This window comes from Halomonas almeriensis (assembly GCF_030409235.1).
GTDB lineage: Bacteria > Pseudomonadota > Gammaproteobacteria > Pseudomonadales > Halomonadaceae > Halomonas > Halomonas almeriensis.
The window spans coordinates 244,221-266,953 of the sequence record NZ_JAUFPO010000006.1; the positions used below are offsets into that span (position 1 = coordinate 244,221).

Consider the following 22,733-nt stretch of genomic DNA (forward strand, 5'->3'; position numbering starts at 1 on the left):
CTTCCAGCTTCCAGCTCCCGCCCGTGTTATGGTTTGCGAGCTACTTGAATCCCCGGCGCTCTGCCCCAATGTGCGAGTGTCTTGGCTGGCGTTCGCTCCAGCTTCCCAATATTGAACATCCAAGGATTGCTCATGGCCGAACCGGCGCTGTCCATCCGTGGCCTGACCAAGGTCTACGGCAATGGTTTTGAGGCCCTCAAGGGCATCGACCTCGACGTCGCCCAGGGTGATTTCTATGCCCTGTTGGGCCCCAATGGGGCCGGCAAGTCGACCACCCTGGGCGTGGTGTGCTCGCTGGTGCAGAAGACGGCCGGCCAGGTCTCGATCTTCGGCATCGATATTGACACCGACTTCGCCCGTGCCAAGTACCATCTCGGTGTGGTGCCCCAGGAATTCAACTTCAACCAGTTCGAGAAGGTCATAGACATCGTCCTGGCGCAGGCCGGTTACTACGGCATGTCGCGCCGCGAGGCCGTGCCGCGTGCTCGGCAGCTGCTCAGCGACCTCGGGCTCTGGGACAAGCGCAATGGCAGCGCGCGCATGCTCTCGGGCGGCATGAAGCGCCGCCTGATGATTGCCCGGGCGCTGATGCACCGCCCCCGGCTGTTGATTCTCGACGAACCCACCGCCGGCGTGGATATCGAGCTGCGCCGCAGCATGTGGGAATACATGCGTCACATCAATGAGGTGGAAGGCACCACCATCATTCTGACCACGCATTACCTGGAAGAGGCCGAGAGCCTGTGCCGCCATGTCGGCATCATCAACAATGGGCATATCGTGCGCGACACCAGCGTGCGTGACTTGCTCGCCGAGCTCAACACCGAGACCTTTCTGCTGGACCTCGCGCATCCCGTCGAGCAGATGCCCGAGGTGCCGGGCTTCGACATACGTCAGGTCGACGAGGCTCAGCTTTCGGTGCTGGTGCAGCGTGGTCAGCGACTCAATGATGTCTTCAGCGGCTTGAGCGAGCAGGGCATCCAGGTCATGTCGATGCGCAACAGCGCTAACCGGCTGGAGGAAATGTTCGTTTCCATGGTGGAAGAGCAGGCTGACGCGAATCACAACACGGAGGCAAGCGCATGAACGCCACACAGACCGCCATCGCGCTGTGGACGCTCGTCGTCAAGGAAATCAAGCGCTTCACGCGAATCTGGCCGCAGACGCTGTTACCGCCGTCGATCACCATGGCGATGTACTTCATCATCTTCGGCAACCTGATCGGCTCGCGTATCGGCGAGATGGATGGTTACACCTACATGGACTTCATCGTCCCCGGGCTGATCATGATGTCGGTGATCACCAATAGCTATTCCAACGTGGCCTCGAGCTTCTTCTCCAACAAGTTCCAACGCAGCGTGGAAGAGATGATGGTTTCGCCGATGCCCAACTGGGTGATCCTGGCCGGCTTCATCATGGGCGGCATGGCGCGCGGCCTGGGAGTTGGCCTGATCGTCACCGTGGTGTCGCTGTTCTTCTCCCAGGTGGAGGTGGCGCACCCGATGCTGACGCTGTGTGTGGTGGTGCTGACCGCCGCGCTCTTCGCCACCGGCGGCTTCATCAATGCCCTGCTGGGCAAGAAGTTCGATGACATCTCGATCGTGCCGACCTTCGTGCTGACGCCGCTCACCTATCTCGGCGGCGTCTTCTACTCGATCTCGCTGCTGCCGGATTTCTGGCAGGGTGTCTCGATGCTCAACCCCATCCTCTACATGGTCAATGTCTTCCGCTATGGCTTTCTGGGGGTCTCGGATATCCCCGTGGGCTGGGCGCTGGCGGCCATTCTCGGCTTCATCGTGGTGCTGTTCGGCATCGCGCTGTGGATGCTGGAGAATGGCAAGGGGATCCGCAGCTGATGAACAAACGACCCGAGACCCTGGCCGAGGCACCACTGGGGCGCGAGTCCGCCTATCCCGAGCAGTATGATGCCGGTCTGCTGTATCCCATCGAACGGGCGGCCAATCGCGCGCCGCTGGGCATCGAGGCGGGTGCCTTGCCGTTTATCGGCGAGGATGAGTGGCATGCCTTCGAACTCTCCTGGCTCAATGCCCGCGGCAAGCCGCATGTGGCGGTGGCACGTTTCCGGCTGCCGGCCGAGTCGCCGCGGCTCATCGAGTCCAAGTCCTGGAAGCTTTATCTCAACAGCTACAACCAGAGCCGTTTCGCGAGTCCGGCAGCGGTGCGCGAACAGCTGCAGAAGGACCTGGCCGAGGCCGCCGGCGCCCCGGTCAGCGTCGAGCTGTTCGACGTCGATGCCAGCGAGCTGATGCCGCAGCGCCTGCCCGGCGAGTGTATCGACGCGCAGGACATCGCCATCGATGACTACACCCCCAGCGCTGAGCCTCTGGTGGTGGGTGACGAGATCGTCGAGGAGACGCTGCACTCCCATCTGCTCAAGTCCAACTGCCCGGTGACCGGCCAGCCCGACTGGGGCAGTGTACTGATCCGCTATCGTGGACCGCGTATCGACCGCGAGGGGCTGTTGCGTTATCTGGTCGGCTATCGCCAGCATCAGGACTTTCACGAGCATTGCGTCGAGCATATCTTCTGCGATCTGATGGCCCGGGCCCGGCCCGAACGCCTGCTGGTGCTGGCGCGTTACGTGCGTCGTGGCGGGCTCGATATCAGCCCCTGGCGGGGCACGCCCGGCGAGACACCGCCCACCCCGCTGCGCTTGACGCGCCAGTAAGCGCGACGCCCACAAGGCGCCACCAAGCTGGTAGAGTAGTGAGAACTCTTCTCGTCAAACACCGGTTACACCGATGAGGTCAGCGCGATGGACGCACTCACGCTACTGCACGAACGCAGCTCCATGGGCAAGCTCATGGGACCGGCGCCCAGCGCCGAACAGCTCGAGGCCATGTATCAGGCCGCCCTGCGCGCGCCCGACCACAAGGAACTGCGTCCCTGGCGCTTCATCGAGTTTTCCGGCGTCGGGTTGGAACGCCTGGGCGAGCTCTTCGCCCAAGCCGAGCTCCGCGAGGACCCGCATGCCGAGGACGCCCGGCTCAACGGCGCGCGCAAGAAGCCTCAACGCGCGCCCATGGTCATCGCCGTGATTGCCCGGGTGACGCCCGACGAGCCCAAGGTGCCGCCCGTGGAGCAGATCATCTCGGCTGGCTGTGCGGCTCATGCCCTGCTGCTGGCCGCCCATGCCCAGGGCCTGGGGGCCATGTGGCGAACCGGTCAGTATGCCTTCGACGCCACCGTGCATGAGGGGCTGGGGCTTGCCGATGAGGATGCCCTGGTCGGCTTCATCTACCTGGGCCAGCCCGGTGGCCGCCCGCGCCGGCTGCCCGCGCATGACACGGCCAACTTCGTGGAGCGCTGGACGTGAACGAGCGCCGGATCGGCGAAGCGCACCCGCGCCTACCACTGCCCGCTAGTGGCCAGGAAGACGATCCGGCCGCCTTCCTCGCCTGGCTTCATGACGCCATTCCGCTGGCCGGGCAGCTGGGGATTTGCGACATGCATCGCCAGGGCGACAGCCTGAGCTGGCAGCTCGCCCTGACGCCCAACCTGAACGACAAGGGCACCGGCTTCGGCGGCTCGCTGACCGCCCAGACGACGCTGCTCGGCTGGTGCTGGGTCACGCTCTGGCTGCGTCGTCAGGGCATCGAGCGTGACGTGGTGGTCGCCGAGTCCCGGCAACGATTCCTCGCCCCGGTGACCGGAGACTATCGACTGATCTGTACGCCCGAGGACGAGCAGGGCAGGGCGACGCTCGCCGCCAGCCTGCAGAAAGGCGGCAAGGGCCGCATCGCCCTCGTGCAACAGCTCTGGTGCGGCGATACCCTCTGCCTCGAGGCCCGCGGCGACTACGCGGTGCTGCCCGAACGGCCCGCCTGACCCCGAAAATCCGACTCAAGCCAAAAATCGGCTTGCATCCGCGGACTTAAGTCGCTATTGTGTGCGCCGTTCTCGAGACAAAGAGGCCGCCCTGCAGCAAACAGGCGTCGCTCGTTTCGGGAATCACAATGCGGAGGGGTGTCCGAGTGGTCGAAGGAGCACGCCTGGAAAGTGTGTAAGTCGAAAGGCTTCGAGGGTTCGAATCCCTCCCCCTCCGCCAGAACATCAGAAAAAGCCGCCCATCGAGGCGGCTTTTTTGCGTGATGGTGGTTATCAGAAAGCAGGCTCTTTACGACCTGGCGTTGCCCCGGATGGTGATATTTCAGCAACATGTAGTAGAACCTGCTTCCCCGGGTGGCTACAACATCCCGCTGAAAGACATCCAGCATCGATCCCCGCGCATCCTGCTGACATTCTATGCTCTCAGCATCACACGAGCGCGTTGCTTCATGAATGCCGGGGGCTTTTGAGCCGTTGTTCTAGCAGACAGGTTCAAAGCGCTATATTCTCGATGATGGCTACTTAAACGCTCTCGTCGAGGAGGCACGGCCATGACCCAGCCGACACCGGATACGCAAACCATGCTCGACAGCCTCCGTGATGTCGTTTCCGAGACCCTGGAGCGCAAACGGCGTTTGGGTCAGTACGCCGTGATCTGGCAAGACGGCAAGCCCTTGCTGGTGGGTGATGATGCGCCGAAACCGCAGGTGGATGAGCAGGATGACCCGGGTAGAGCGTCGTATTGAGAACAAGGGACCACGCTAGATCCAGATCAAGCGGCTTGATGCCAGGACGCATTTCCTGAACACACTAAAATGGTGCTCGACCGATGGGTTCCGACACGCCCTGGTATCAACTTGAATCAGGTGATGCCATCTCGATGCTGGCGCGCATGGGGTACGCCTCGCGAGGCCTTGTCTACCTGCTGATCGGTGGGCTTGCGGCACTGGCGGCCTGTGGTCAGGGCGGTCAGGCGGAAGGCAGTCGTGGTGCCTTGCAGAGTCTGCTCGGCGCCCCCTTTGGCAAGGTATTGCTGGGCATCATTGCGCTGGGGTTGCTGAGCTACTCCATGTGGCGTGCCATCCAGGCGCTTAAGGATGCGGATCATCATGGCAAGAGCGCGAAGGGGTTGGCGATTCGTGGAGGCTTGCTGGTCAGTGCGGTCACGCATACCTTGCTGGCTTTTTATGCCGTTAGTCTGATGTTTCGTCTGAGCGGTTCTGCAGGCCAGGGCGAGGGATCCAGTGGCCTTGTCAGCTGGCTGTTTCAGCAGCCCCTGGGACGCTGGGGGATCGGTTTGGTTGGCCTGGCGATCATCGGAGCGGGCTTGGCGCACGTTATCAAGGGTGTCAAAGCCAAGTTCGACAAGCACTTTCGCATGCCGTCGGCCGTGCAAGTGTGGGCCTATCCAGTGTGTCGCTTCGGGCTGGTGGTACGCGGGGTGGTGTTCGTAATGGTGGGATGTTTCTTTCTGATGGCGGCTTACCAGATCAGCCCCGGTGAGGCAGGGGGGACTGAAGAGGTCTTCAATACGCTGCGCGCGCAGGTGTTCGGCCAATGGCTGTTGGGACTTGTGGCGGCAGGACTGTTTGCCTTCGGCATTTATAGTGTATTGGCATCCATTTATCGCCGTATCAATCCCGTCCTCTAGGTGTTCCTTTCATGACCATTGCATCAAGACGAGCCAGGGTCTGGTTCGAGAAGCTCAACGCCTCGAATCACATGCTCTGGCTGCTTGGGACGCTATCGTTTCTGGAAACCATCATTCTGCCGATTCCGCTGGAGCTGATCCTGATTCCCTTGATGGGGGCCAACAGGGCGCGCATCTGGGTGCTGGCCATGGTGACCACGGCGGGGTGTCTGCTGGCGTCCTTGCTGGGTTATGGCGTGGGCATGCTGCTGTTCCAGTCAGTGGGCGTCTGGTTCATCGAGTTCATGGGCATTCAGCAGGGATTCGAGACCTTTCAAGCCTTCTTTGATCAGTACGGTTTTGCTGCGATTCTGGCCCTCGGCATTCTGCCCATTCCGTTTCAGATTGCCATGATCACGGCCGGTCTCTCGGGTTACCCGGTGCTTCTGTTCGCGCTGGCGGCGCTGATTGCCCGGGGGCTGCGTTACTTCGGCCTGGCCTGGCTGGTCAGCCGTTTCGGCCGTCGGGTCGAGCAGATGTGGCGGCATCACGCGCTCATCACCAGCCTGGCCGGCGGAGCCCTGGTATTGGCTGTGGTGCTGGGGCTGCAGAGGCTGGCGGCGCTGGTGATGTGACCTTGTCTGGCGTCTCGCCGCTCAGGCCTTGACCCGCCGCAGCTCCTGCCACTGTGTGGTCCAGCGTGGTGAACGATGCGCGCAGCGTAGCTGCCAGGCGGCGTTCTGTCGCGGCACGCCCAGGCGCACCGTGCCCTTGCCCATCCGGTCGTTGAGGGCATCCAGGGTGGCCATCAGATGATGGTCGCGCTCGCGCTGTTCGGCGCGCTCGGGGGTGTCGAGCAGCGAGAGTTGCTGCCGGTTGGTATCCACCAGGTCGAGCAGCATCACGCCGGCCTTCATGAAGCGATAACCACGACGATAGATCGCCTCGAGCCCCTGCCGGGCGGCGGCCAGGATGGGGCGAGTGTCGTCGCTGGGCTCGGGCAGTTCGACCACCACGCTGGGCGCGTACTGGGGCAGGTCGGTGCGGTGGCGGTTGGTCTTGAGAAAGACCAGCACGGCGCGGGCCTGACTTTCCTGCTGGCGAAGCTTCTCGGCACTGCGCTGGGCGTGCTGGCGAATGGCATCCTGTAGATCGCCGAGCTCGCCGGTGAGGCGACCGAAGGAGCGCGAGGTCATGATGCGATCCCGCGGGCGGTGCTCGTCGTTGAGCTCGAGGCAGGGCGTGCCCTGCAGCTCGCGCACGGTCCGCTCGAGGGTAACGGAGAAACGTCGGCGCATGGCGTGCGGGTCGCTGTGGCGCAGGTCCCAGGCGGTGTGGATGTTCTGCAGGGCGAGCTTCTCTGCCAGCCGCTGACCGATCCCCCAGACATCACTGACCGCGGTGCCGGCAAGGATGTGTCGCGTCGCGGTGCTGTCGGCCTGCATGACACAGACGCCGGCGTACTCGGGGCGCTTCTTGGCGGCACGGTTGGCCAGCTTGCCCAGGGTGTGGGTGGGAGCGACGCCCACGCAGACGGGGATGCCGGTAAACTGTCGTACCCGGCGATGGAGGGTGCGAGCCAGGGCCTCGATACCGGCATGATCGAAACCGTCGAAGTGCACGAACATCTCATCGATGGAGTAGGGTTCGACCCCGGCGGAGAACTCCTCGAGCACGTTGCGGACCCGTGCGGACATGTCGCCATACAGCTCGTAGTTGGAAGAGAGCAGCTGGATATACCCCTGATCGCGCCATGCCTGCAGCTCGAAGGCTGGAGTGCCCATGGCCACGCCCAGCGCCTTGAGTTCGCTGGAACGCGCGATCACGCAGCCGTCGTTGTTGGACATGACGCCCACGGGCCGCCCCTCCAGCCTGGGCTGGAAGACCCGCTCGCAGCTCACGTAGAAGTTGTTGCAGTCGACCAGTCCGATCATGGCAGGGCTCACACCGGAAATTCGTGGATGACGGCGCGCACCACGCCCCACACCTGACAATCGAGGTCTGCCACCGGGATGGGCGCATAGCGGCTGTTGCCGGAGCACAGGTAGGGGCGGCGGCCGATCATCTCGTAGCGCTTGACGATGACCTCGCCGTCGACCAGGGCGACGACGATGTGGCCGGGATGCGCATCGATCGAGCGGTCCACCACCAGGGTATCGCCATCATGGATACCGAAGCTTTCCATGCTGTCGCCACTGACGGTCATGAAAAAGGTGGCAGCGGGGCGCTTCACCAGCCGCTCGTTGAGGTCCAGGGTGCGGCCGACATAATCCTCTGCCGGCGAGGGGAAGCCGGAAATGCCGGCCCGAATGGTTGCCAGCGGATGGGGCAGCGGGCGGTAGGGCGGCGCCGGGTGCGGATGCTGGATGGGGTCTGCGCACATGATCCTTCCTCTTGCGGGCGACTGTTTATATATACAGTATTCGGCAAGAAGGAGCCATCAGGCAAATGCTGATACACACAAGCCGCCAACGCTGGAACGTGCCACGAAGGGGGATCCGGCCACTGCTACAATGCAAAGGTTGCGGTTGTGAGCAGGCTAGTCGCAGAACGGCACGCTGATGGGAAGCAGAATGAGGGAGAGGCGATGACAAAAGGCATCCTGCCGTTGAGAATACTGCTGATGGTCGTGCCGGTCGGCCTCTACGAGACCATCGACACCTCGCGTGCCTATGAGTGCTTTCGTCTGGCCAGTGGCAAGCTGCTGGGCAACTGGATACGCGTGGAGGCCGGTTTGCTGGCGGGGGCCAAGGCCACCGCGCGAGCACGCTTCCAGACATCGGGCGGGCCGGTAGAGACGGTTCGCTGCTACCTCGTCTACTGACGCAACGACCACGACCATGGCACACCGCAAACCTCATCTCCCCACCAAGATCTGCCCGATCTGCGAGAAGCCCTTTGCCTGGCGCCGGAAGTGGGCGCGTGACTGGGAAAACGTTATCTACTGTTCGCAGCGCTGCCGTCGCCAGGCCCGAGCGAAACGTTGAATGTTGCAGTACGAAGCAATCCACGCGGGTGAGCGGACCTCATATCTCAGGCATGCAGGCCCTGACTGCGCAGATAGTCATCGTAACTGCCACTGAAGTCGACGATGCCATCCTCGGTCATCTCGATGATACGGGTCGCCAGCGAGCCGACGAACTCCCGGTCATGGCTGACGAAGATCAGGGTGCCGGTATAGTGCTCGAGTGCCAGGTTGAGCGACTCGATGGACTCCATGTCCAGGTGGTTGGTGGGCTCGTCCATGACCAGCACATTGGGCCTTTGCAGAATGAGCTTGCCGAACAGCATGCGTGCTTGCTCACCCCCCGAGATGACCTTCACTGACTTGCCAATTTCATCGTTGGAAAACAGCATGCGTCCCAGGGCACCGCGCACCGTCTGCTCGCCGCCGGTGGTCCATTGCTGCATCCATTCGAACAGCGTCTCGCCGCCCGCGAAGTCCGCCGCGTGATCCTGGGCGAAATAGCCCACCTCGGCGGCATCGGTCCATCTGGCTTCACCCGCATCCGGCGTCATGGTGCCGACCAGGCAGTTGAGCAGGGTGGTCTTGCCGATGCCATTGGGCCCGATGATAGCCACCCGCTCGCCGGCCTCGACGCGCAGGCTCAGGCGCTCGAACAGCAGGTTGTCACCCCAGGCCTTGGTGAGGCTCTCGACGTTGAGGGCATGGCGATGAATCTTGCGCTGCGGCTCGAAACGGATGAAGGGGCTGACGCGGGATGAAGGCTTGATCTCCTCGAGCTGAATCTTGTCGATCTTGCGCTGGCGCGAGGTCGCCTGCTTGGCCTTGGAGGCATTGGCCGAGAAGCGGCTGACGAACTGTTGGAGCTCGGCGATCTCTGCCTTCTTCTTGGCGTTCTCGGCGTGGAGGCGTTCGCGTGCCTGGGTGGCGGCCGTCATGTACTCGTCATAGTTGCCGGGAAACAGCTGCAGCTCGCCGTAGTCCAGGTCCGCCATGTGCGTGCAAACACTGTTCAGAAAGTGGCGGTCGTGAGAGATGATGATCATCGTCGACGAGCGTGCCTTGAGGATGTCCTCCAGCCAGCCAATGGTGTGAATGTCCAGGTGGTTGGTCGGCTCATCCAGCAGCAGCACGTCCGGGTCGCTGAACAGCGCCTGGGCCAGCAGCACGCGCAGCTTCCAGCCGGGGGCGATCACGCTCATCGGCTGGTCGTGCTGTTCCAGCGGAATGCCCAGACCCAGCAGCAGTTCGCCAGCGCGTGCCTCGGCGGTATAGCCCTCGAGTTCGGCAAAACGCACCTCGAGGTCGGCGACCGCCATGCCGTCTTCCTCGCTCATCGCGGCCTGGGCATAGATGCGCTCACGCTCCGCCGAAACCTGCCAGAGCTCTTCGTTGCCCATGATCACCGTATCGATAACACGCTCATCCTCGAAGGCAAACTGATCCTGGCGCAGCTTGCCGAGCCGCGTGGTGGGGTCCTGCATGACCTGGCCGCTGGTTGGCTCCAGGTCGCCGCCGAGAATCTTCATCAGGGTCGATTTGCCGCACCCATTGGCGCCGATCAGGCCATAGCGATGACCTTGGCCGAATTTGACGGAAACGTTTTCAAACAGCGGCTTGGGGCCAAACTGCATGGTGATGTTGGCAGTAGAAAGCAAAGGAGAGCACTCGCGGGAGCATGATGAATGAGGGCAACGCACGGGGCCTGCGGCCCGGCCGAAGAGGCAGGTATTGTACGCGCCGGCGGACGGGCCTCGCCAGCGGTGTGTCGGATCCCGGCCGGGCCAGGATCGGACCGGTGACAGGGCAGCCGGGAGATCGGCCCGAGCCGTATGTCGTGGATCTCCTACATCCCGAATGGCCAAACGCCCACGGCGTGCCGGTAAGCGGTGAACCATGCTGTAGCCGTGACGCGGCTTCAACCGGGCGTGCACCTCCTCCTTCTCGGCTCGCTTATCACGGCGGCGTCACACCGCAGCCTCTGACCCGCCCCGGTCGGGGGCTGTTTCTGTTGGCTCATCGGTTCGCGAGGACCGGGCCGCCAACTGGGCAAGGGCGGCGGCAGTACCAGAGTACATCGCTCGGGTTTGATTTGTTATGTTATAACGTATAATATTCTCGCCGCTGCGAGGCGCTGGACGTCTGACCGGCAGGCCGTCGTTGTGTCGGTACTGGCCGGCGCCACGTGGCGACCAGGCCCGTAAAGGCGAGACCACAGGAGGATCCCAATGCCCGATGCCCAGGCTCCGCTGCCCGTTACCGTTCTGTCCGGCTTTCTCGGCGCCGGCAAGACCACGCTGCTCAACCGCATCCTGGCCAACCGCGAGGGGCGGCGTATCGCCGTGATCGTCAATGACATGAGCGAGGTCAATATCGACGCTGATCTGGTGCGAGGCGATGGGCGTGGCGATGTCGCCCTGAATCGGGCCGAGGAGCGCCTGGTCGAGATGAGCAATGGCTGCATCTGCTGCACCTTGCGCGAGGATCTGCTGGAAGAGGTTGGCAGACTGGCCCGGGAAGGGCGCTTCGATCAACTGGTCATCGAGTCGACGGGGATTTCCGAGCCGCTGCCGGTGGCCGAGACCTTCACCTTCGAGGACGAACAGGGCCGGAGTCTATCGGAGGTTGCACGGCTCGATACTCTGGTCACGGTGGTCGATGGCGTGAACTTTCTGAGCCAGTATCGTCAGGCCGACTCCCTCCAGGCCGCTGGCCAGAGCCTGGGCGAAGACGATGAGCGCAACCTGGCCGATCTGCTGGTGGACCAGGTGGAGTTCTGCGATGTACTGCTGATCAGCAAGGCCGACCTGTTGGACGAGGCGCAACTCAAGGAGCTCCAGGCTGTGCTGAGCGCGCTCAACCCGGCGGCCGAACTGATGACCATGCGGCATGGGGATGTGTCCCTGGACAAGGTGCTGGAGACCGGAAGCTTCAGTTTCGAGCGTGCCAGTCAGTCACCGGGGTGGCTCAAGGAAATGCGAGGCGAACACCAGCCGGAGACCGAAGCCTATGGTGTCTCCAGCTTCGTCTATCGCGCACGGCGACCCTTCCACCCTCAACGCTTCTTCGATCAGCTGCATGACGAAAGCTTCGGCGACAGTCTGCTGCGTTCCAAGGGCTTCTTCTGGGTGGCAAGCCGGCCGCGCCATGCCTGGCAGTGGAGCCAGGCCGGTGGCATCGCCCACTATGGCTATGCCGGCATCTTCTGGAAAGCCCTGCCGGAAAGCGAGTGGCCCGAGGACCCCGAGTATCGGCAGCGCATCATGGAAAAATGGCAGGAGCCGTTTGGTGACATGCGTCAGGAGCTGGTGTTCATCGGCCAGCACATGGATGAGGCAGGTATACGGCAGGCGTTGGATGCCTGCCTGCTGAATGACGAGGAAATGCAGGCCGGCCTGGAGGCCTGGCAGGCCTTGCCGGACCCCTTTGCGTCCTGGGAACTGCCCGGTGAACAGGAGGCCTCATGACCTCGCGTCAGCTTGAGGATGTCGCGGCAGGAACCGCCACCCTGGGTGGTCGGCTGCGCTGGGTCGGCATGGAGGAAATCGCTCTGCCCGTACAGCTCGCGGGTCGCCCGGTAGACGCTCAGGTCGCCGCCTCGGTCAGCCTCGATGATTCCGCAGCGCGAGGCATTCACATGTCGCGGCTCTACCTGTTGCTGGAATCATTGGCCGAGCGAGAGGTCGAGGTTTCGGAACTCTCGGCGGTGTTGCAGGCCTTTCTCGAGAGTCATGAGTCGCTCTCGGAGCAGGCGGCACTGTCGCTGCGCGGCAACCTGACGTTGCGCCGTCCGGCACTGATCAGTCCACTGTCAGGCTGGAAGGCGTATCCCGTTGCGCTGCACGGCTGGATCGATGGGGACAGCATCGCGACGCGCCTGACGCTGACCGTCGAATACTCATCGACTTGTCCCCGCTCGGCAGCCCTGGCAAGGCAATTGATCCAGGAACAGTTCGACCGGGATTTCCGTGATGTCGAACTGGATCACGCCACATTGCGGCAATGGTTGGGGAGTGCAAGAGGCATTGCGGCCACACCCCACAGTCAGCGCAGCCAGGCGATCGTGCAGGCTCCCCTGGCAGCCGATGCCGAGACACCACCCTGGCAGATGCTTATCGAGCGGGTCGAACAGACATTGGGCACGGCGGTTCAGACCGCGGTCAAGCGCGTCGACGAACAGGCCTTTGCCCTGGCTAATGGCCAGAACACCATGTTCTGCGAGGATGCAGCGCGACGCCTGCACGGTGCCCTGAGCAACGCGCCGGGCATTGCCGGCTTTCACGTCAAGGTGGTGCATGCCGAAAGCCTGCACGCCCATGATGCGGTCGCCGAAAGCCAGGCCAATTGGTGGTGGCGTGACTGACGGCGACCCTGTCTAGCCGCCCGAGAGCGCCTGTGGCAACCACAGGGCCAGCGACGGCCAGACGCTGATGATCAGCGCCGCCAGGCACATCAGGACGAAGAAGGGCGCGGCGGCGATGGCCACTCGGCTGATGCTTTCACCGGTCAGCCCCTGCAGTACGAACAGATTGAAGCCCACCGGTGGCGTGATCTGGCCGAGCTCCACCATGATCACCAGGAAGATGCCGAACCACAGTGGGTCATACCCGGCCTGGATGATGATCGGCAGGGTGATCGGCAGACTCATCACGGTGATCGAGATGCCGTCCAGAAACAGCCCCAGCAGGATGTAGAACAGCGCCATGGCAAGCAGCAGGGCGATCGGCGAGAAGCCCTGCTGGGCGATCCAGCCGGCCAGTTCGCTGGGCAGGTGCAGGTAGCCCATGGCGGTCGACAGCATGGCCGCCGCCACCAACAGGCTGCATACCATCACCGAAGTGATCAGGGCGCCGCGCAGGGCATCGAGCAGCAACACCAGGTTCAACTGACGCTCCGCGGCGAGCAATACCAGGGTAGCGCCACAGCCGATGGCTGCCGCCTCCGAAGGCGTGGCGATGCCGGAATATATAGCGCCCAGCACCACGAATACCAGACCGAGCACCGGCGCCAGCAGGCGCAGCGCCTGCCAGGGCGTGGTCTCGTCGCTTGCCTGACGAGGCGCCAGGGCCGGGTTGGCCAGACAACGCAGCATCACATAGCCGATGTACAGCACCGCGACCAGAAGCCCCGGAATGACGCCGGCCATGAACAGCTTGCTGATCGAGACCTCGGCCTGAACGCCGTAGACGATCATGACGATCGATGGCGGAATCAACAGCCCCAGGCTGCCGGCGCCGGCCAGCGAGCCGATGGACAGGCGACGATCATAGCCTCGCTCGGCGAGCTCCCGGGTGGTGATCTTGCCGATGGTGGCCGTGGTCGCCGCGCTGGAGCCGCTGACCGCGGCAAACAGGGTGCAGCCCAGCACATTGGTGTGCAGGATGCCGCCGGGCAGGCGACGCGTCAGAGGTGTAAGCCCCCTGAACAGGCGCTCGGCGATGTCCGAACGAAAGATCAACTCGCCCATCAGGATGAACAGCGGAATCGCCGAGAGTTCCCAGCTGTTGGCCGCCCGGAAGAGAATCTTCGAGAGGATCAGGCCGATGCGGGCGAAACCGAAATCGCCGAGCCCCCAGAGAGAGAGGACGGCGACGATCACCAGGCCGGCGAAGATCCAGCTGCCGAGCGCCAGCACGACGAGCAGGATGGCCAGCACCCCGAGGCCGATAAACAGAATGTCCATGCCGTCAGGCTCCGCTCTTGAAGGTGGTGCGTTGAACCAGGATGCGCAGAATGCGCGCCACCAGTATCAGACACAGCAGGTAGAGACCGATCAGGACTGCGCCCTGGGGAATCCACAGCGGGGTTTCGGCCAGTGTCTCGCTGACGATGCCGCGGGCGTAGCTGCGTTGCACGGCGATGGTCCAGAAGTGTGCCAGCCAGCCGAACACCAGCAGCGTCGAGACGCTGGCAAAGAGTTCGAAGGGCCAGCGCAGGCGCGCCGGGAAGCGTTCGAGCACCAGCGACACCCGGATCAGCCCGCCCTGCTCCAGGGCATAGGGCAGGCTGAGGAAGGTCATGGCGGCCACGCTGTAGCCGATGAACTCATCCAGCACGAAAGTGGAACGACCGAAGAGCCGCATGCCGATCTCGAGCAGGATATGCCCGAGCATGTAGACGATCAGCAGCATGCCCAGCCAGGCGCCGACCCGGGCCAGCCCGGAAGCGAGCTGGCCGAGTCGGTGGCTGAACGTCTCGAGCAGGCCGTCGGGCCGTGCGGGAGTCGTGGACATTAGTCGGATGCCTGGGTCTGGTTGAATTCGTCGATGATCTTCTGGCCGCGTTCACCGATATTATCCAGCCAGTTCTCCAGCACAGGCGTGGCGGCTTCCTCCAGGCCGGCACGGAAGTCCTCGGGGATCGGGTCGTGGATGGCGATATCGTGGGTCTCCAGGGTCTCGTAGTTCTGCGCCACGCGCTCCTTGACCACCTCCCAGTTATGCGCATCGGTTTCTTCGGCGGCCTGCAGGATGGCCTCCTGCTGCGACTCGCTGAGCGACTCGAAGGCATCGCGATTCATGTGCACCATGTTCAGCGGGATGGCGTACTTGATGGCGCTGAAGTCGCTCAGATGTTCCCAGAAACTGCCATTGGCGCCGGACTCCGCGGAGGTCAGTACGGCCTCAATGCCGCCGGTGGCCAGTTGCGGCACCACGTCGGCCCAGGAAAGCTTGACCGGGGACGCGCCGGCATTGCGCAGGATTTCGGTGCCGTTGCGGTCGTAGGTACGAATCTTCAGGTCCTGCAGGCCTTCCATGTCGGTGACCGGCTCCTCGGACCAGATACCGCTGGCCGGCCAGGGCGAGGCGTAGAGCAGGACCTGGTTGTTGTCTTCGAAGACCTCGGCGTACGCCGGTCGGGCGATCTCGTAGAGGCGCTTGGCGGATTCGACGTCATCGGCGAGAAACGGCAGGGACGACAGCAGGAAGATCGGGTCGATGCCGCCCAGGGTGCCCGAGAGACTATCGGCGACCTGCACCGCATTGTCGGCCACGGCGTAGAAATGGTCGCCGGAGCGGAAGCCCAGGGAAGCCCCGGTATGCAGGGTGATATCCACTTCGCCGTCGGTCAGTTCCTCGACACGGTCGATGAACCAGGCATCGCCCTCGGCATGAATCGAGCTGGCATTGTATTCGTTGGAGAAGTCCATGGTGGTCGCGGCCTGGGCATTGAAGGCCATGCCACCGGCGCCGATGGTGGCGACCAGGCAGCCCAGCAGCGTGCGATGTGCCAGGGCACGGGGCAGAGAATCGATCATGAAGGATATCCTTGTTGTTGGGTCATGAAGGTGGGTCATTCCAGCATCATGGATTGCCTCGTGGCAGGGAAGGCGCCAATGCGACAGCCAGCGTCGTGATCGCGACTCTGCAAGCCAGGGGATCCATACGGATAGCCTAGCGGGTCAGGGGCGCATCCGACCAGATATTATCCGGGCGGATGCGTCGCGCTCCCCGAGGGGCCGGGGTGTGTCAGTGAGCCGAGGGGTGGTCGGCCATTTCACGCTCCAGGCGCTGGGCCACGGCCCCAGGTGAACCGGTACGCCGCGCCAGCAGGTCATAGGCCACCGGCACGACGAAGAGGGTGAAGACCGTGGCGGTGGCCAGCCCGCAGAGGATCACCGTGCCCAGCACCAGGCGTGTCTCGGCGCCGGCGCCGCTGGAAAGGATCAGCGGAATCGCCCCGGCCATGGTGGTCACGGCGGTCATGATGACCGGTCGCATGCGCGTCACCGCGGCCTCGACCAGCGCCTCGTGGAAACGATGCCCGGCATCGCGCAACTGGTTGGCGAACTCGACGATCAGGATGCCGTTCTTGGCGGCCAGGCCAACCAGCATCACCAGCCCCACCTGGCTGTAGGTATTGAGGCTCTGGCCACTCAGCCACAGACCCAGCAGTGCACCGATCATCGCCAGGGGCACGGTGATCATGATCACCAGCGGGTGAATGAAGCTCTCGAACTGGGCGGCCAGCACCAGGAACACCACCAGCACGCCCATGCCGAGCAGGAAGGCGGTGGCTCCACTGGCTTCGCGGTAGTCACGGGCGGCTCCCTTGAGGTCGGTCTGCACCTCGGGCGGCAGAACCTCGTCGACCGCGGCCTGCATGTAGTCCAGGGCTTCGCCCATGGGGTAACCATCGGCGAGGTTGGCCGAGATTGTCACGGCACGCACTCGATTGAAGCGGTTCAGCGTGCTGGGGCCGGCGAAGTCGGTCAGGGTCACCATGCTGGAAAGCGGCACCAGCTCCCCGGAGCGCGACGAGCGCACCATCAGGCTCTCCAGCGAGCGTGGGCTGGGTCGCGAGCCCCGCTGGGCCTCGAGCAGGACATCATATTCCTGGCCGTCGTCGACATAACGGGTCACGGTGCGACCTCCCAACAGGGTGTCCAGGGTGCTGCCGATCTCGGTCACGGTCACGCCCAGATCGGCGGCACGGTCATAGTCGATGTCGACGCGCAGCTGGGGCTGGTTTTCCTCGTAATCGCTGTCCAGGTTGAGCAGTTGCGGGTTGTCCTCACGGATGTGGGCTATCAGGGTGTCGCGCCACTCGCCGAGTTGCTCGAAGGTCCCGCCCCCCCAGCACGAACTGAAGGGCCTGCTCGGAGCTGCCGCCACCGAAGCCCTGGGGCATGACCGGGAAGGCGCTGATGCCCGGCAGGTCGGCGAGTCGCTGTCGCACCTCGCCGATGATCGGCCAGGCCGGCCGGCGTTCGCTCCAGTCACTGAGATTGACGATGACAAAGCCGCTGTTGAAGTTTTCGATCGCGCCCCAGCCGCGTGGCGCCCTGACCAAGATGCGGTCGATCTCGCCACGCTCGCGCATGGGCAGCAGGCGGGCCTCGATCTCATCCATGTAGTCTTCCATGTAGGCGTAGGTCGCCCCCGGGGGGCCGTTGACCAGGATGAAGAAGGTGCCGCGATCCTCCTGAGGGGTGTATTCGCGCGGCAGTTGGCCATTGAGCCAGACCATGGCGCCGAGCAGGGCGACGAACAGGCCCATCACCAGCCAGCGCCAGCGCAGCACGCGCTCCAGCAGGCCTCGGTAGCCGGCGCGGCAGGCGTCCAGGGCTCGATGCACGCCATGAGCAATACGCCCTTCATGCATGTCGCGCTTGAGAATCTTGGAGGCCATCATCGGCGTCAGGGTCAGCGCCAGCAGGGTCGAGATCGCCACGGCCACCGCGAGCGTCAGCGCAAACTCCGAAAACAGCCGGCCGATATCGCCCTGCAGGAAGCTCAGGGGCACGAAGACCGCGATCAGCACCAGGGTGGTGGCGATGACCGCAAAGGCAATCTGGCGACTGCCGCGATAGGCGGCCACCAGGGCGCTCTCGCCATGTTCCTGCATGCGCCGGTGAATGTTCTCGAGCACCACGATGGCATCATCGACGATCAGGCCGATGGCCAGCACCAGCGCCAGCAGGGTCAGCAGATTGATGGTGAAGCCCATGACGGCGAGTCCGGCAAAGGTGCCGATCAACACCACCGGCACGGTGACGGCCGGAATCAGGGTGGTGCGCAGGTTGCCGAGAAAGACAAAAATGGCCACCACCACCAGGCCCATGGCAATCAGCAGGGTCTTCACCACATCGGCGATGGCATTGGCCACGAAGGTCGAGGCGTCATGATGCAGCTTGAGCTCCATGCCCTCCGGCAGGTTGGGCGCCACGCGCGCCATCTCGGCCTTGACCGCCTCCGACAGCGCCAGGACATTGGACGTCGACTGCTTGCGAATGCCCAGGCCGACCATGGGCACGCCGTTGCCGCGGAACATCGAGCGTTCCTCCACGGCGCCGATCTCGACCTCCGCCACATCGCGCAGTCGCACCAGGTAGCCGCTGGCATCCTCGGCCAGGACCAGCTGGCGGAAGTCCTGGGGCGTCGAGAAATCCCGGGGCAGGCGTACCATGAACTGTCGATCCACGGACTCCACCGCACCGCCCGGCAGCTCGACGTTTTCCTGGCGCAGGCTGTTTTCCACATCGCTGACGGTCAAGCCGCGGGCCGCCAGGGCATCGGCATCCAGCCAGACACGCATGGCGTATTCTTCTCCGCCGCCGACGATCACGCGCGAGGCGCCCTCCAGTACCGAAAAGCGGTCGGTCAGGTAGCGCTCGGCATAGTCGGTCAGCTCATCGATGGCATAGTCGCTGCCGGAAAGCGACAGCCAGATGACCACGTCCGAGCCGGAATCCTCCTTGCGCACTTCGGTGGCATCGGCCGCCTCCGGAAGGTTGTCCCGGGCGCCGGCAATGCGATCGCGAATATCGTTGGCCGCGGCATCGATGTCCTTGTCCAGGCCGAACTCCACGGTGATGCTGGAGCTGCCGTCGGAGCTCGAGGACGTGATCAGCTCGATGCCGCTGACGCCACTGATACGATCCTCCAGCACCTGAGTGATGCGGGTTTCCACCACATTGGCCGAGGCCCCGGGGTAGTCGGTATCGATGCTGACGATCGGCGGGTCGATGGACGGGTATTCCTGCAGCGGCAGACGATCCAGGGCAATGACCCCGAAGGCCACGATCAGGGCCGCCAGTACCGTGGCGAGAACGGGCCGCTGGACGGACACATCGGACAGGCGCATCAGGCTTCTCCGCCATCGCGGCGGGCTCGCAACAGGTCGCGCACCGATGTCTGGTCATCCACCGTGCCGAGCAGCCGGACGGTATCGCCATCGCGCACGCGTTCCGCACCATGGTGAACGATCAGCTCGCCGGCCGTCAGACCTTCGAGCACCTCGGCCTCGCCGGGGCGGCGCTCGCCAACCTGGACGCGTCGACGAGCCACCTGCGGCTGGTCAGCGTCCTGCGAGATGACCAGCACATAGTGGCGCTCACCTTCGGGAATCAGGGCCGCCTCGGGAACCACCAGGGTCTGGCGCTGGCGGCGTTCCACCCGCACCTCCATCAACATGCCGGGGCGCAGTCGGCGTTCGGGGTTGTCGATCAGGGCGCGCACCGAGGCACTACGGCTGACCGAGTCGACGCGTGGGTCGATGGCGGCGATTTCGCCCTCGAAGCGGGTTTCGGGAAAGGCGGCACTGTGCGCCGTCAGTGACATGCCGGGCGCCAGGGAGCCGATAGCCGTCGCCGGCACCTGGAAATCGAGTTTCAATCGGTCGAGCTTGTCGAGGGTGGCCAGTGCCGTGCCCGGCGAGACCAGGGTCCCCACGCTGACCTGGCGAAAGCCGACCACGCCGGAAAACGGTGCCTGGATGGTGTAATCCTCGAGCTGAGCCTGCAGCGAGGCCACCTCGGCCTGGGCCTGACGCAACTGGGCCCGGCTGTCCTCGGCCTCGGCGCGGGTGCCGAGATTGCGTTGTTGCAGCTGGTTGAGCCGGTCCACCCGGGCCTGACGCTGATCGCGCTGGGCAATGGTGGCGCGCAGTTCGGCCTGCGCCTGATCATCGGAGAGGCGGACGAGGACCTCACCGGCCTCGACATGCTCGCCGCCCTCGAAAGCCAGGCTCTCGATGGTCTCGGTGACCTTGGCCGAGAGGGTGACGCTCTCGTCGGCCTTGAGGGTGCCCAGCGCTTCCAGTGGATCGCTCCAGCTGGCCTGTTCGGCATGCACGCCGATGATGGCGGTGGGTTCACGGCTACCAGGGGCCTGAGCCAGCAATGGCGATGCCAGGGTCAGACCCAGCAACCAGCATAGAGCAATCCGCCAGGCGGAGGCTTGAAGTCTCGAGGTCATGTCAGGCTCGCTTGATCCAGCGGATGAGACACCCGGCACCCCGTGCGGGTGAGGTCGAATTTGGGGCCACACCGAGCGTCGCTTGATCACAGGGTACCCCGTTTGGCGGCTCGCCGGGGGCGCGAAGTGTGGCAAGAATGCACAACCCGAGCGGCGCCTGTCGATGCCTGGCTCTGGTAGAATGCGCGCTGGCATTTTCAACGGGCAGAGCCGGGCGCCGCGCGGGGCCGGCAGGAGCAGGGGAGTGGGCCAATGACATATGACGTGGTGGTCATCGGCGCGGGCGCTGCCGGACTGATGGCGGCGCTCACGGCCGGTTACGCAGGGCGCCGGGTGCTGCTGCTCGATCATGCCAACAAGCCCGGCAAGAAGATCCTGATGTCTGGGGGCGGGCGCTGCAACTTCACCAACATGGCGACCACGCCGGCGAACTTCTTTTCGCGCAACCCGCCTTTCTGCATCTCGGCCCTCAAGCGTTATCGCCCCGAGCATTTTGTCGAGCTGGTCGAGCGGCATGGCCTAGAGCATGTCGAGAAGGCGCCGGGCCAGTTGTTCTGCGCCGGCTCCGCCAAGGATCTGCTGGACGTGCTGCTGACCGAGTGTGACTGGGCCGGGGTGGATATACGTCTCAAGACATCGGTGCAGTCGCTGGAGCGCCAGGGCGAGGGCATGCGGCTGGCGACCAGCCTGGGGCCGATCGAGGCCGGCGCCGTGATCGTGGCCACCGGCGGCCTGTCGATCCCGACCATGGGCGCCACCGGCTTTGGCTATGATATCGCCCGCCAGTTCGGGTTGACGGTCACCGAGACGCGTGCGGCCCTGGTGCCGTTCACGCTGACCTCGCAGTGGAAGGAACGCGTCGCCTCCCTGTCCGGGCTCAGCCACGAGGTGGCGGTCCGCTGTCGCGGTGGCCGCTACCAGGAGCCCATGCTGTTTACCCACCGAGGGCTGTCCGGGCCGGCCATGTTGCAGATCTCCAGTTACTGGCAGAGCGGCGACTCGCTCTCCATCGACCTGCTGCCGGGTACCTCGGCGTTCGAGGCGCTGAGCGCCGCGCGCCGCGACGCGCCCAAACGGCGCTTGAGCACCTGGCTGGCCGAGCGCCTGCCGCGGCGGCTCGCCCAGGCCCTGGTGGAGTGGCATGGCGGCGATGCGCCCCTGGCGGAGTGTTCCAACGCCACCCTGTCGGCCTGGGCGACTCACCTCAATGACTGGCAACTCAAGCCCGCCGGCACCGAGGGCTGGCGCACCGCCGAGGTCACCCTGGGCGGCATCGATACCCGGAGTCTGTCGTCCAAGACCTTCGAGGTCCAGGGGCTGCCGCAGTTGCGCTTCATCGGCGAGGTGCTGGACGTTACCGGCGAACTGGGGGGCTACAACTTTCAGTGGGCCTGGGCCTCGGGCGTCGCCTGTGGCCAGGCGGTGTGAGGCGGCAGGGCTGATGCGGACTGTCGTGCCTGGTAGGGCTTTCTATACTGAAGACGTCACGGCACGGAGTCTTCGTCATGGGGAAATCGCTGCAGAAAAGGCGCCTCGAGCGCGTGGTGGGAGATGTCGGGCTGGAACTGGTCAAGGAGGCGCGGCGGGCTCGGCCACGGATCATGGACCCGGATGACCCCGAGGGGCTGCATGATTTCCGGGTGGCGCTGCGTCGTCTTCGGGCCTGGTTACAGGCTTATCGGCAGCAGCCGGGGGTTGAAGTGCCCAAGACCCTGCGTCGTGATCTGCGTGACCTGGCCAGGACCACCAACGCGGCCCGCGATGGCGAGGTCATGCTGGTCTGGCTCGACGAGCACTCGCCCGGTCTGCCGGTGCGTCAACACCGCGCGGCTAAGTGGTGGCGGCAACATCTGGAGGCACAGCTGGCCGAGGCTTACGCCGAGGCCGATGCGGCCATCCAGTCACGCTTTCCCGAGCTGGAGCGGCGCCTCAGGACCCAGCTCGAGGCGATCCAGGCCGGCAAGTTCCGCAAGAAGGCAACGGGCAAAAAGGCCGCTGGCAAGAAGGCCGCTGGCAAGAAGCCGCGATCCGGGGGGCGCGGAGAGGCCCCGCCGCGTTTCGGTGAGGCCACTGCACGGGTGCTTGATGAGTTGCGCGAGCGCCTGGAGACCGAGGTCGCGGCAGTGGTTTCGGTGGAAGACGCCGAGTCGCTGCACCGCCCGCGCATCACCGGCAAGCGCCTGCGTTACCTGTTGCGTCCGTGGCGCAAGGTGTCGGCGGACTGCCATCAGGCCGAGCGGGCCATGAAGGCCTTCCAGGATGCTTTCGGGGTTCTGCATGATGACCTGGTGCGCGAGGCCGCCATGCAGGCCGCGGCCCGGGAGCACAGCCATCAGGATGTGGCGGAGCGACTCGCCGCCGCCGCTCGCGGGCAGGCGGGCCAGGCCAGGGCACCGGCCCACCTGCGTGGCTTCATGGACCTGCTGAATGATCACCGTGGCCGGGTCGAGCGGCACTTCGACGAGGCCATGGGAGCCGCCGGCTTGGAAGGCATCGAGGCCCTGTCGGTACGCTTGCGGCGAGCCGGTGAGGCCATGCGGCGCTGATCCGTTCCCGTGCGGTGCGCCTTTGCGCGCGGCACAGGGTTAGG

21 protein-coding genes, 1 tRNA gene and 1 pseudogene are annotated in these 22,733 nt (G+C 64.4%); 15 read left to right on the top strand and 8 right to left on the bottom strand.

Annotated features, from left to right (window positions below):
• Positions 1-132 precede the first annotated feature (132 nt).
• The 9 genes from QWY74_RS05085 (at position 133) to QWY74_RS05125 (ending at position 6,114) form a co-directional block, all read left to right on the top strand.
• Positions 133-1,086: an ABC transporter ATP-binding protein gene (locus tag QWY74_RS05085; RefSeq protein ID WP_264825632.1), complete on the top strand. Its 954-nt coding sequence runs from the start codon at positions 133-135 to the stop codon at positions 1,084-1,086.
• Complete coding sequence (locus QWY74_RS05090; protein ID WP_264825633.1) at positions 1,083-1,856, top strand: ABC transporter permease; 774 nt, start codon at positions 1,083-1,085, stop codon at positions 1,854-1,856. The genes QWY74_RS05085 and QWY74_RS05090 overlap by 4 nt, the downstream gene beginning before the upstream one ends.
• Positions 1,856-2,689 carry an NADPH-dependent 7-cyano-7-deazaguanine reductase QueF gene (gene queF / locus QWY74_RS05095; RefSeq protein ID WP_264825634.1) on the top strand — a complete coding sequence of 278 codons (834 nt, stop codon included), beginning with the start codon at positions 1,856-1,858 and terminating at the stop codon, positions 2,687-2,689. Before QWY74_RS05090 ends, queF begins: the two co-directional genes overlap by 1 nt.
• 87 nt (positions 2,690-2,776) lie before the next feature.
• Positions 2,777-3,337, top strand: coding sequence for a nitroreductase family protein (locus tag QWY74_RS05100; protein WP_264825635.1), 561 nt, complete (start codon positions 2,777-2,779; stop codon positions 3,335-3,337).
• A complete protein-coding gene (locus QWY74_RS05105) occupies positions 3,334-3,849 on the top strand; it encodes a thioesterase domain-containing protein (protein ID WP_264825636.1) in 516 nt (171 codons plus the stop codon). Before QWY74_RS05100 ends, QWY74_RS05105 begins: the two co-directional genes overlap by 4 nt.
• Before the next feature lie 132 nt (positions 3,850-3,981).
• Positions 3,982-4,069 (top strand) — tRNA-Ser (locus QWY74_RS05110).
• Between the two features lie 331 nt (positions 4,070-4,400).
• The gene (locus tag QWY74_RS05115; RefSeq protein ID WP_264825021.1) at positions 4,401-4,595 is read left to right on the top strand and encodes a hypothetical protein; all 195 of its coding nucleotides are present in this window, start codon (positions 4,401-4,403) and stop codon (positions 4,593-4,595) included.
• Between the two features lie 83 nt (positions 4,596-4,678).
• Positions 4,679-5,500, top strand: coding sequence for a DUF1206 domain-containing protein (locus QWY74_RS05120; protein WP_264825022.1), 822 nt, complete (start codon positions 4,679-4,681; stop codon positions 5,498-5,500).
• Between the two features lie 11 nt (positions 5,501-5,511).
• Positions 5,512-6,114: a YqaA family protein gene (locus tag QWY74_RS05125; RefSeq protein ID WP_264825023.1), complete on the top strand. Its 603-nt coding sequence runs from the start codon at positions 5,512-5,514 to the stop codon at positions 6,112-6,114.
• A gap of 21 nt (positions 6,115-6,135) precedes the next feature.
• Here QWY74_RS05125 and QWY74_RS05130 read toward each other — a convergent pair whose 3' ends face one another.
• Positions 6,136-7,413, bottom strand: a complete 1,278-nt coding sequence (locus QWY74_RS05130) for a Y-family DNA polymerase (protein WP_264825024.1) — start codon at positions 7,411-7,413, stop codon at positions 6,136-6,138.
• 8 nt (positions 7,414-7,421) lie between these two features.
• The gene (locus QWY74_RS05135) at positions 7,422-7,862 is read right to left on the bottom strand and encodes a LexA family protein (protein ID WP_264825025.1); all 441 of its coding nucleotides are present in this window, start codon (positions 7,860-7,862) and stop codon (positions 7,422-7,424) included.
• Between the two features lie 204 nt (positions 7,863-8,066).
• On the opposite strand from QWY74_RS05135, the gene QWY74_RS05140 reads away from it, so the two are divergent.
• Both QWY74_RS05140 and QWY74_RS05145 read left to right on the top strand, forming a co-directional pair.
• Positions 8,067-8,303, top strand: coding sequence for a hypothetical protein (locus tag QWY74_RS05140; RefSeq protein ID WP_264825026.1), 237 nt, complete (start codon positions 8,067-8,069; stop codon positions 8,301-8,303).
• A 16-nt stretch (positions 8,304-8,319) separates the two neighbouring features.
• Positions 8,320-8,466 carry a DUF2256 domain-containing protein gene (locus QWY74_RS05145; RefSeq protein ID WP_264825027.1) on the top strand — a complete coding sequence of 49 codons (147 nt, stop codon included), beginning with the start codon at positions 8,320-8,322 and terminating at the stop codon, positions 8,464-8,466.
• Between the two features lie 46 nt (positions 8,467-8,512).
• On the opposite strand, the gene QWY74_RS05150 is transcribed toward QWY74_RS05145, so the two are convergent.
• Positions 8,513-10,102, bottom strand: a complete 1,590-nt coding sequence (locus QWY74_RS05150) for an ABC-F family ATPase (protein ID WP_290313922.1) — start codon at positions 10,100-10,102, stop codon at positions 8,513-8,515.
• Positions 10,103-10,672: 570 nt separating this feature from the next.
• On the opposite strand from QWY74_RS05150, the gene zigA reads away from it, so the two are divergent.
• Positions 10,673-11,911, top strand: coding sequence for a zinc metallochaperone GTPase ZigA (zigA, locus tag QWY74_RS05155; RefSeq protein WP_264825029.1), 1,239 nt, complete (start codon positions 10,673-10,675; stop codon positions 11,909-11,911).
• A complete protein-coding gene (gene folE2 / locus QWY74_RS05160; RefSeq protein WP_290313924.1) occupies positions 11,908-12,807 on the top strand; it encodes a GTP cyclohydrolase FolE2 in 900 nt (299 codons plus the stop codon). The genes zigA and folE2 overlap by 4 nt, the downstream gene beginning before the upstream one ends.
• Positions 12,808-12,819: 12 nt before the next feature.
• Here the strand turns inward: folE2 and QWY74_RS05165 are convergent, their stop codons facing one another.
• From QWY74_RS05165 to QWY74_RS05185, 5 genes and pseudogenes are all read right to left on the bottom strand, one after another.
• Positions 12,820-14,127: a TRAP transporter large permease gene (locus QWY74_RS05165; RefSeq protein WP_264825031.1), complete on the bottom strand. Its 1,308-nt coding sequence runs from the start codon at positions 14,125-14,127 to the stop codon at positions 12,820-12,822.
• Between the two features lie 4 nt (positions 14,128-14,131).
• Positions 14,132-14,677, bottom strand: a complete 546-nt coding sequence (locus QWY74_RS05170) for a TRAP transporter small permease (protein ID WP_264825032.1) — start codon at positions 14,675-14,677, stop codon at positions 14,132-14,134.
• Positions 14,677-15,702 (bottom strand): TRAP transporter substrate-binding protein, encoded by a 1,026-nt coding sequence (locus tag QWY74_RS05175; RefSeq protein WP_290313925.1) that lies wholly within the window; start codon positions 15,700-15,702, stop codon positions 14,677-14,679. Before QWY74_RS05175 ends, QWY74_RS05170 begins: the two co-directional genes overlap by 1 nt.
• Before the next feature lie 211 nt (positions 15,703-15,913).
• Positions 15,914-19,031, bottom strand: a pseudogene (locus QWY74_RS05180) (efflux RND transporter permease subunit).
• Positions 19,031-20,143 carry an efflux RND transporter periplasmic adaptor subunit gene (locus tag QWY74_RS05185; protein WP_290313926.1) on the bottom strand — a complete coding sequence of 371 codons (1,113 nt, stop codon included), beginning with the start codon at positions 20,141-20,143 and terminating at the stop codon, positions 19,031-19,033. The pseudogene QWY74_RS05180 and the gene QWY74_RS05185 overlap by 1 nt, the downstream one beginning before the upstream one ends.
• Before the next feature lie 252 nt (positions 20,144-20,395).
• Here QWY74_RS05185 and QWY74_RS05190 point away from each other — a divergent pair, with 252 nt between their 5' ends.
• Together QWY74_RS05190 and QWY74_RS05195 are read left to right on the top strand one after the other, a co-directional pair.
• Positions 20,396-21,571, top strand: a complete 1,176-nt coding sequence (locus QWY74_RS05190) for a BaiN/RdsA family NAD(P)/FAD-dependent oxidoreductase (RefSeq protein ID WP_264825036.1) — start codon at positions 20,396-20,398, stop codon at positions 21,569-21,571.
• 77 nt (positions 21,572-21,648) lie between these two features.
• Positions 21,649-22,689, top strand: coding sequence for a CHAD domain-containing protein (locus QWY74_RS05195; protein ID WP_264825037.1), 1,041 nt, complete (start codon positions 21,649-21,651; stop codon positions 22,687-22,689).
• The last annotated feature ends 44 nt before the right edge of the window (positions 22,690-22,733 follow it).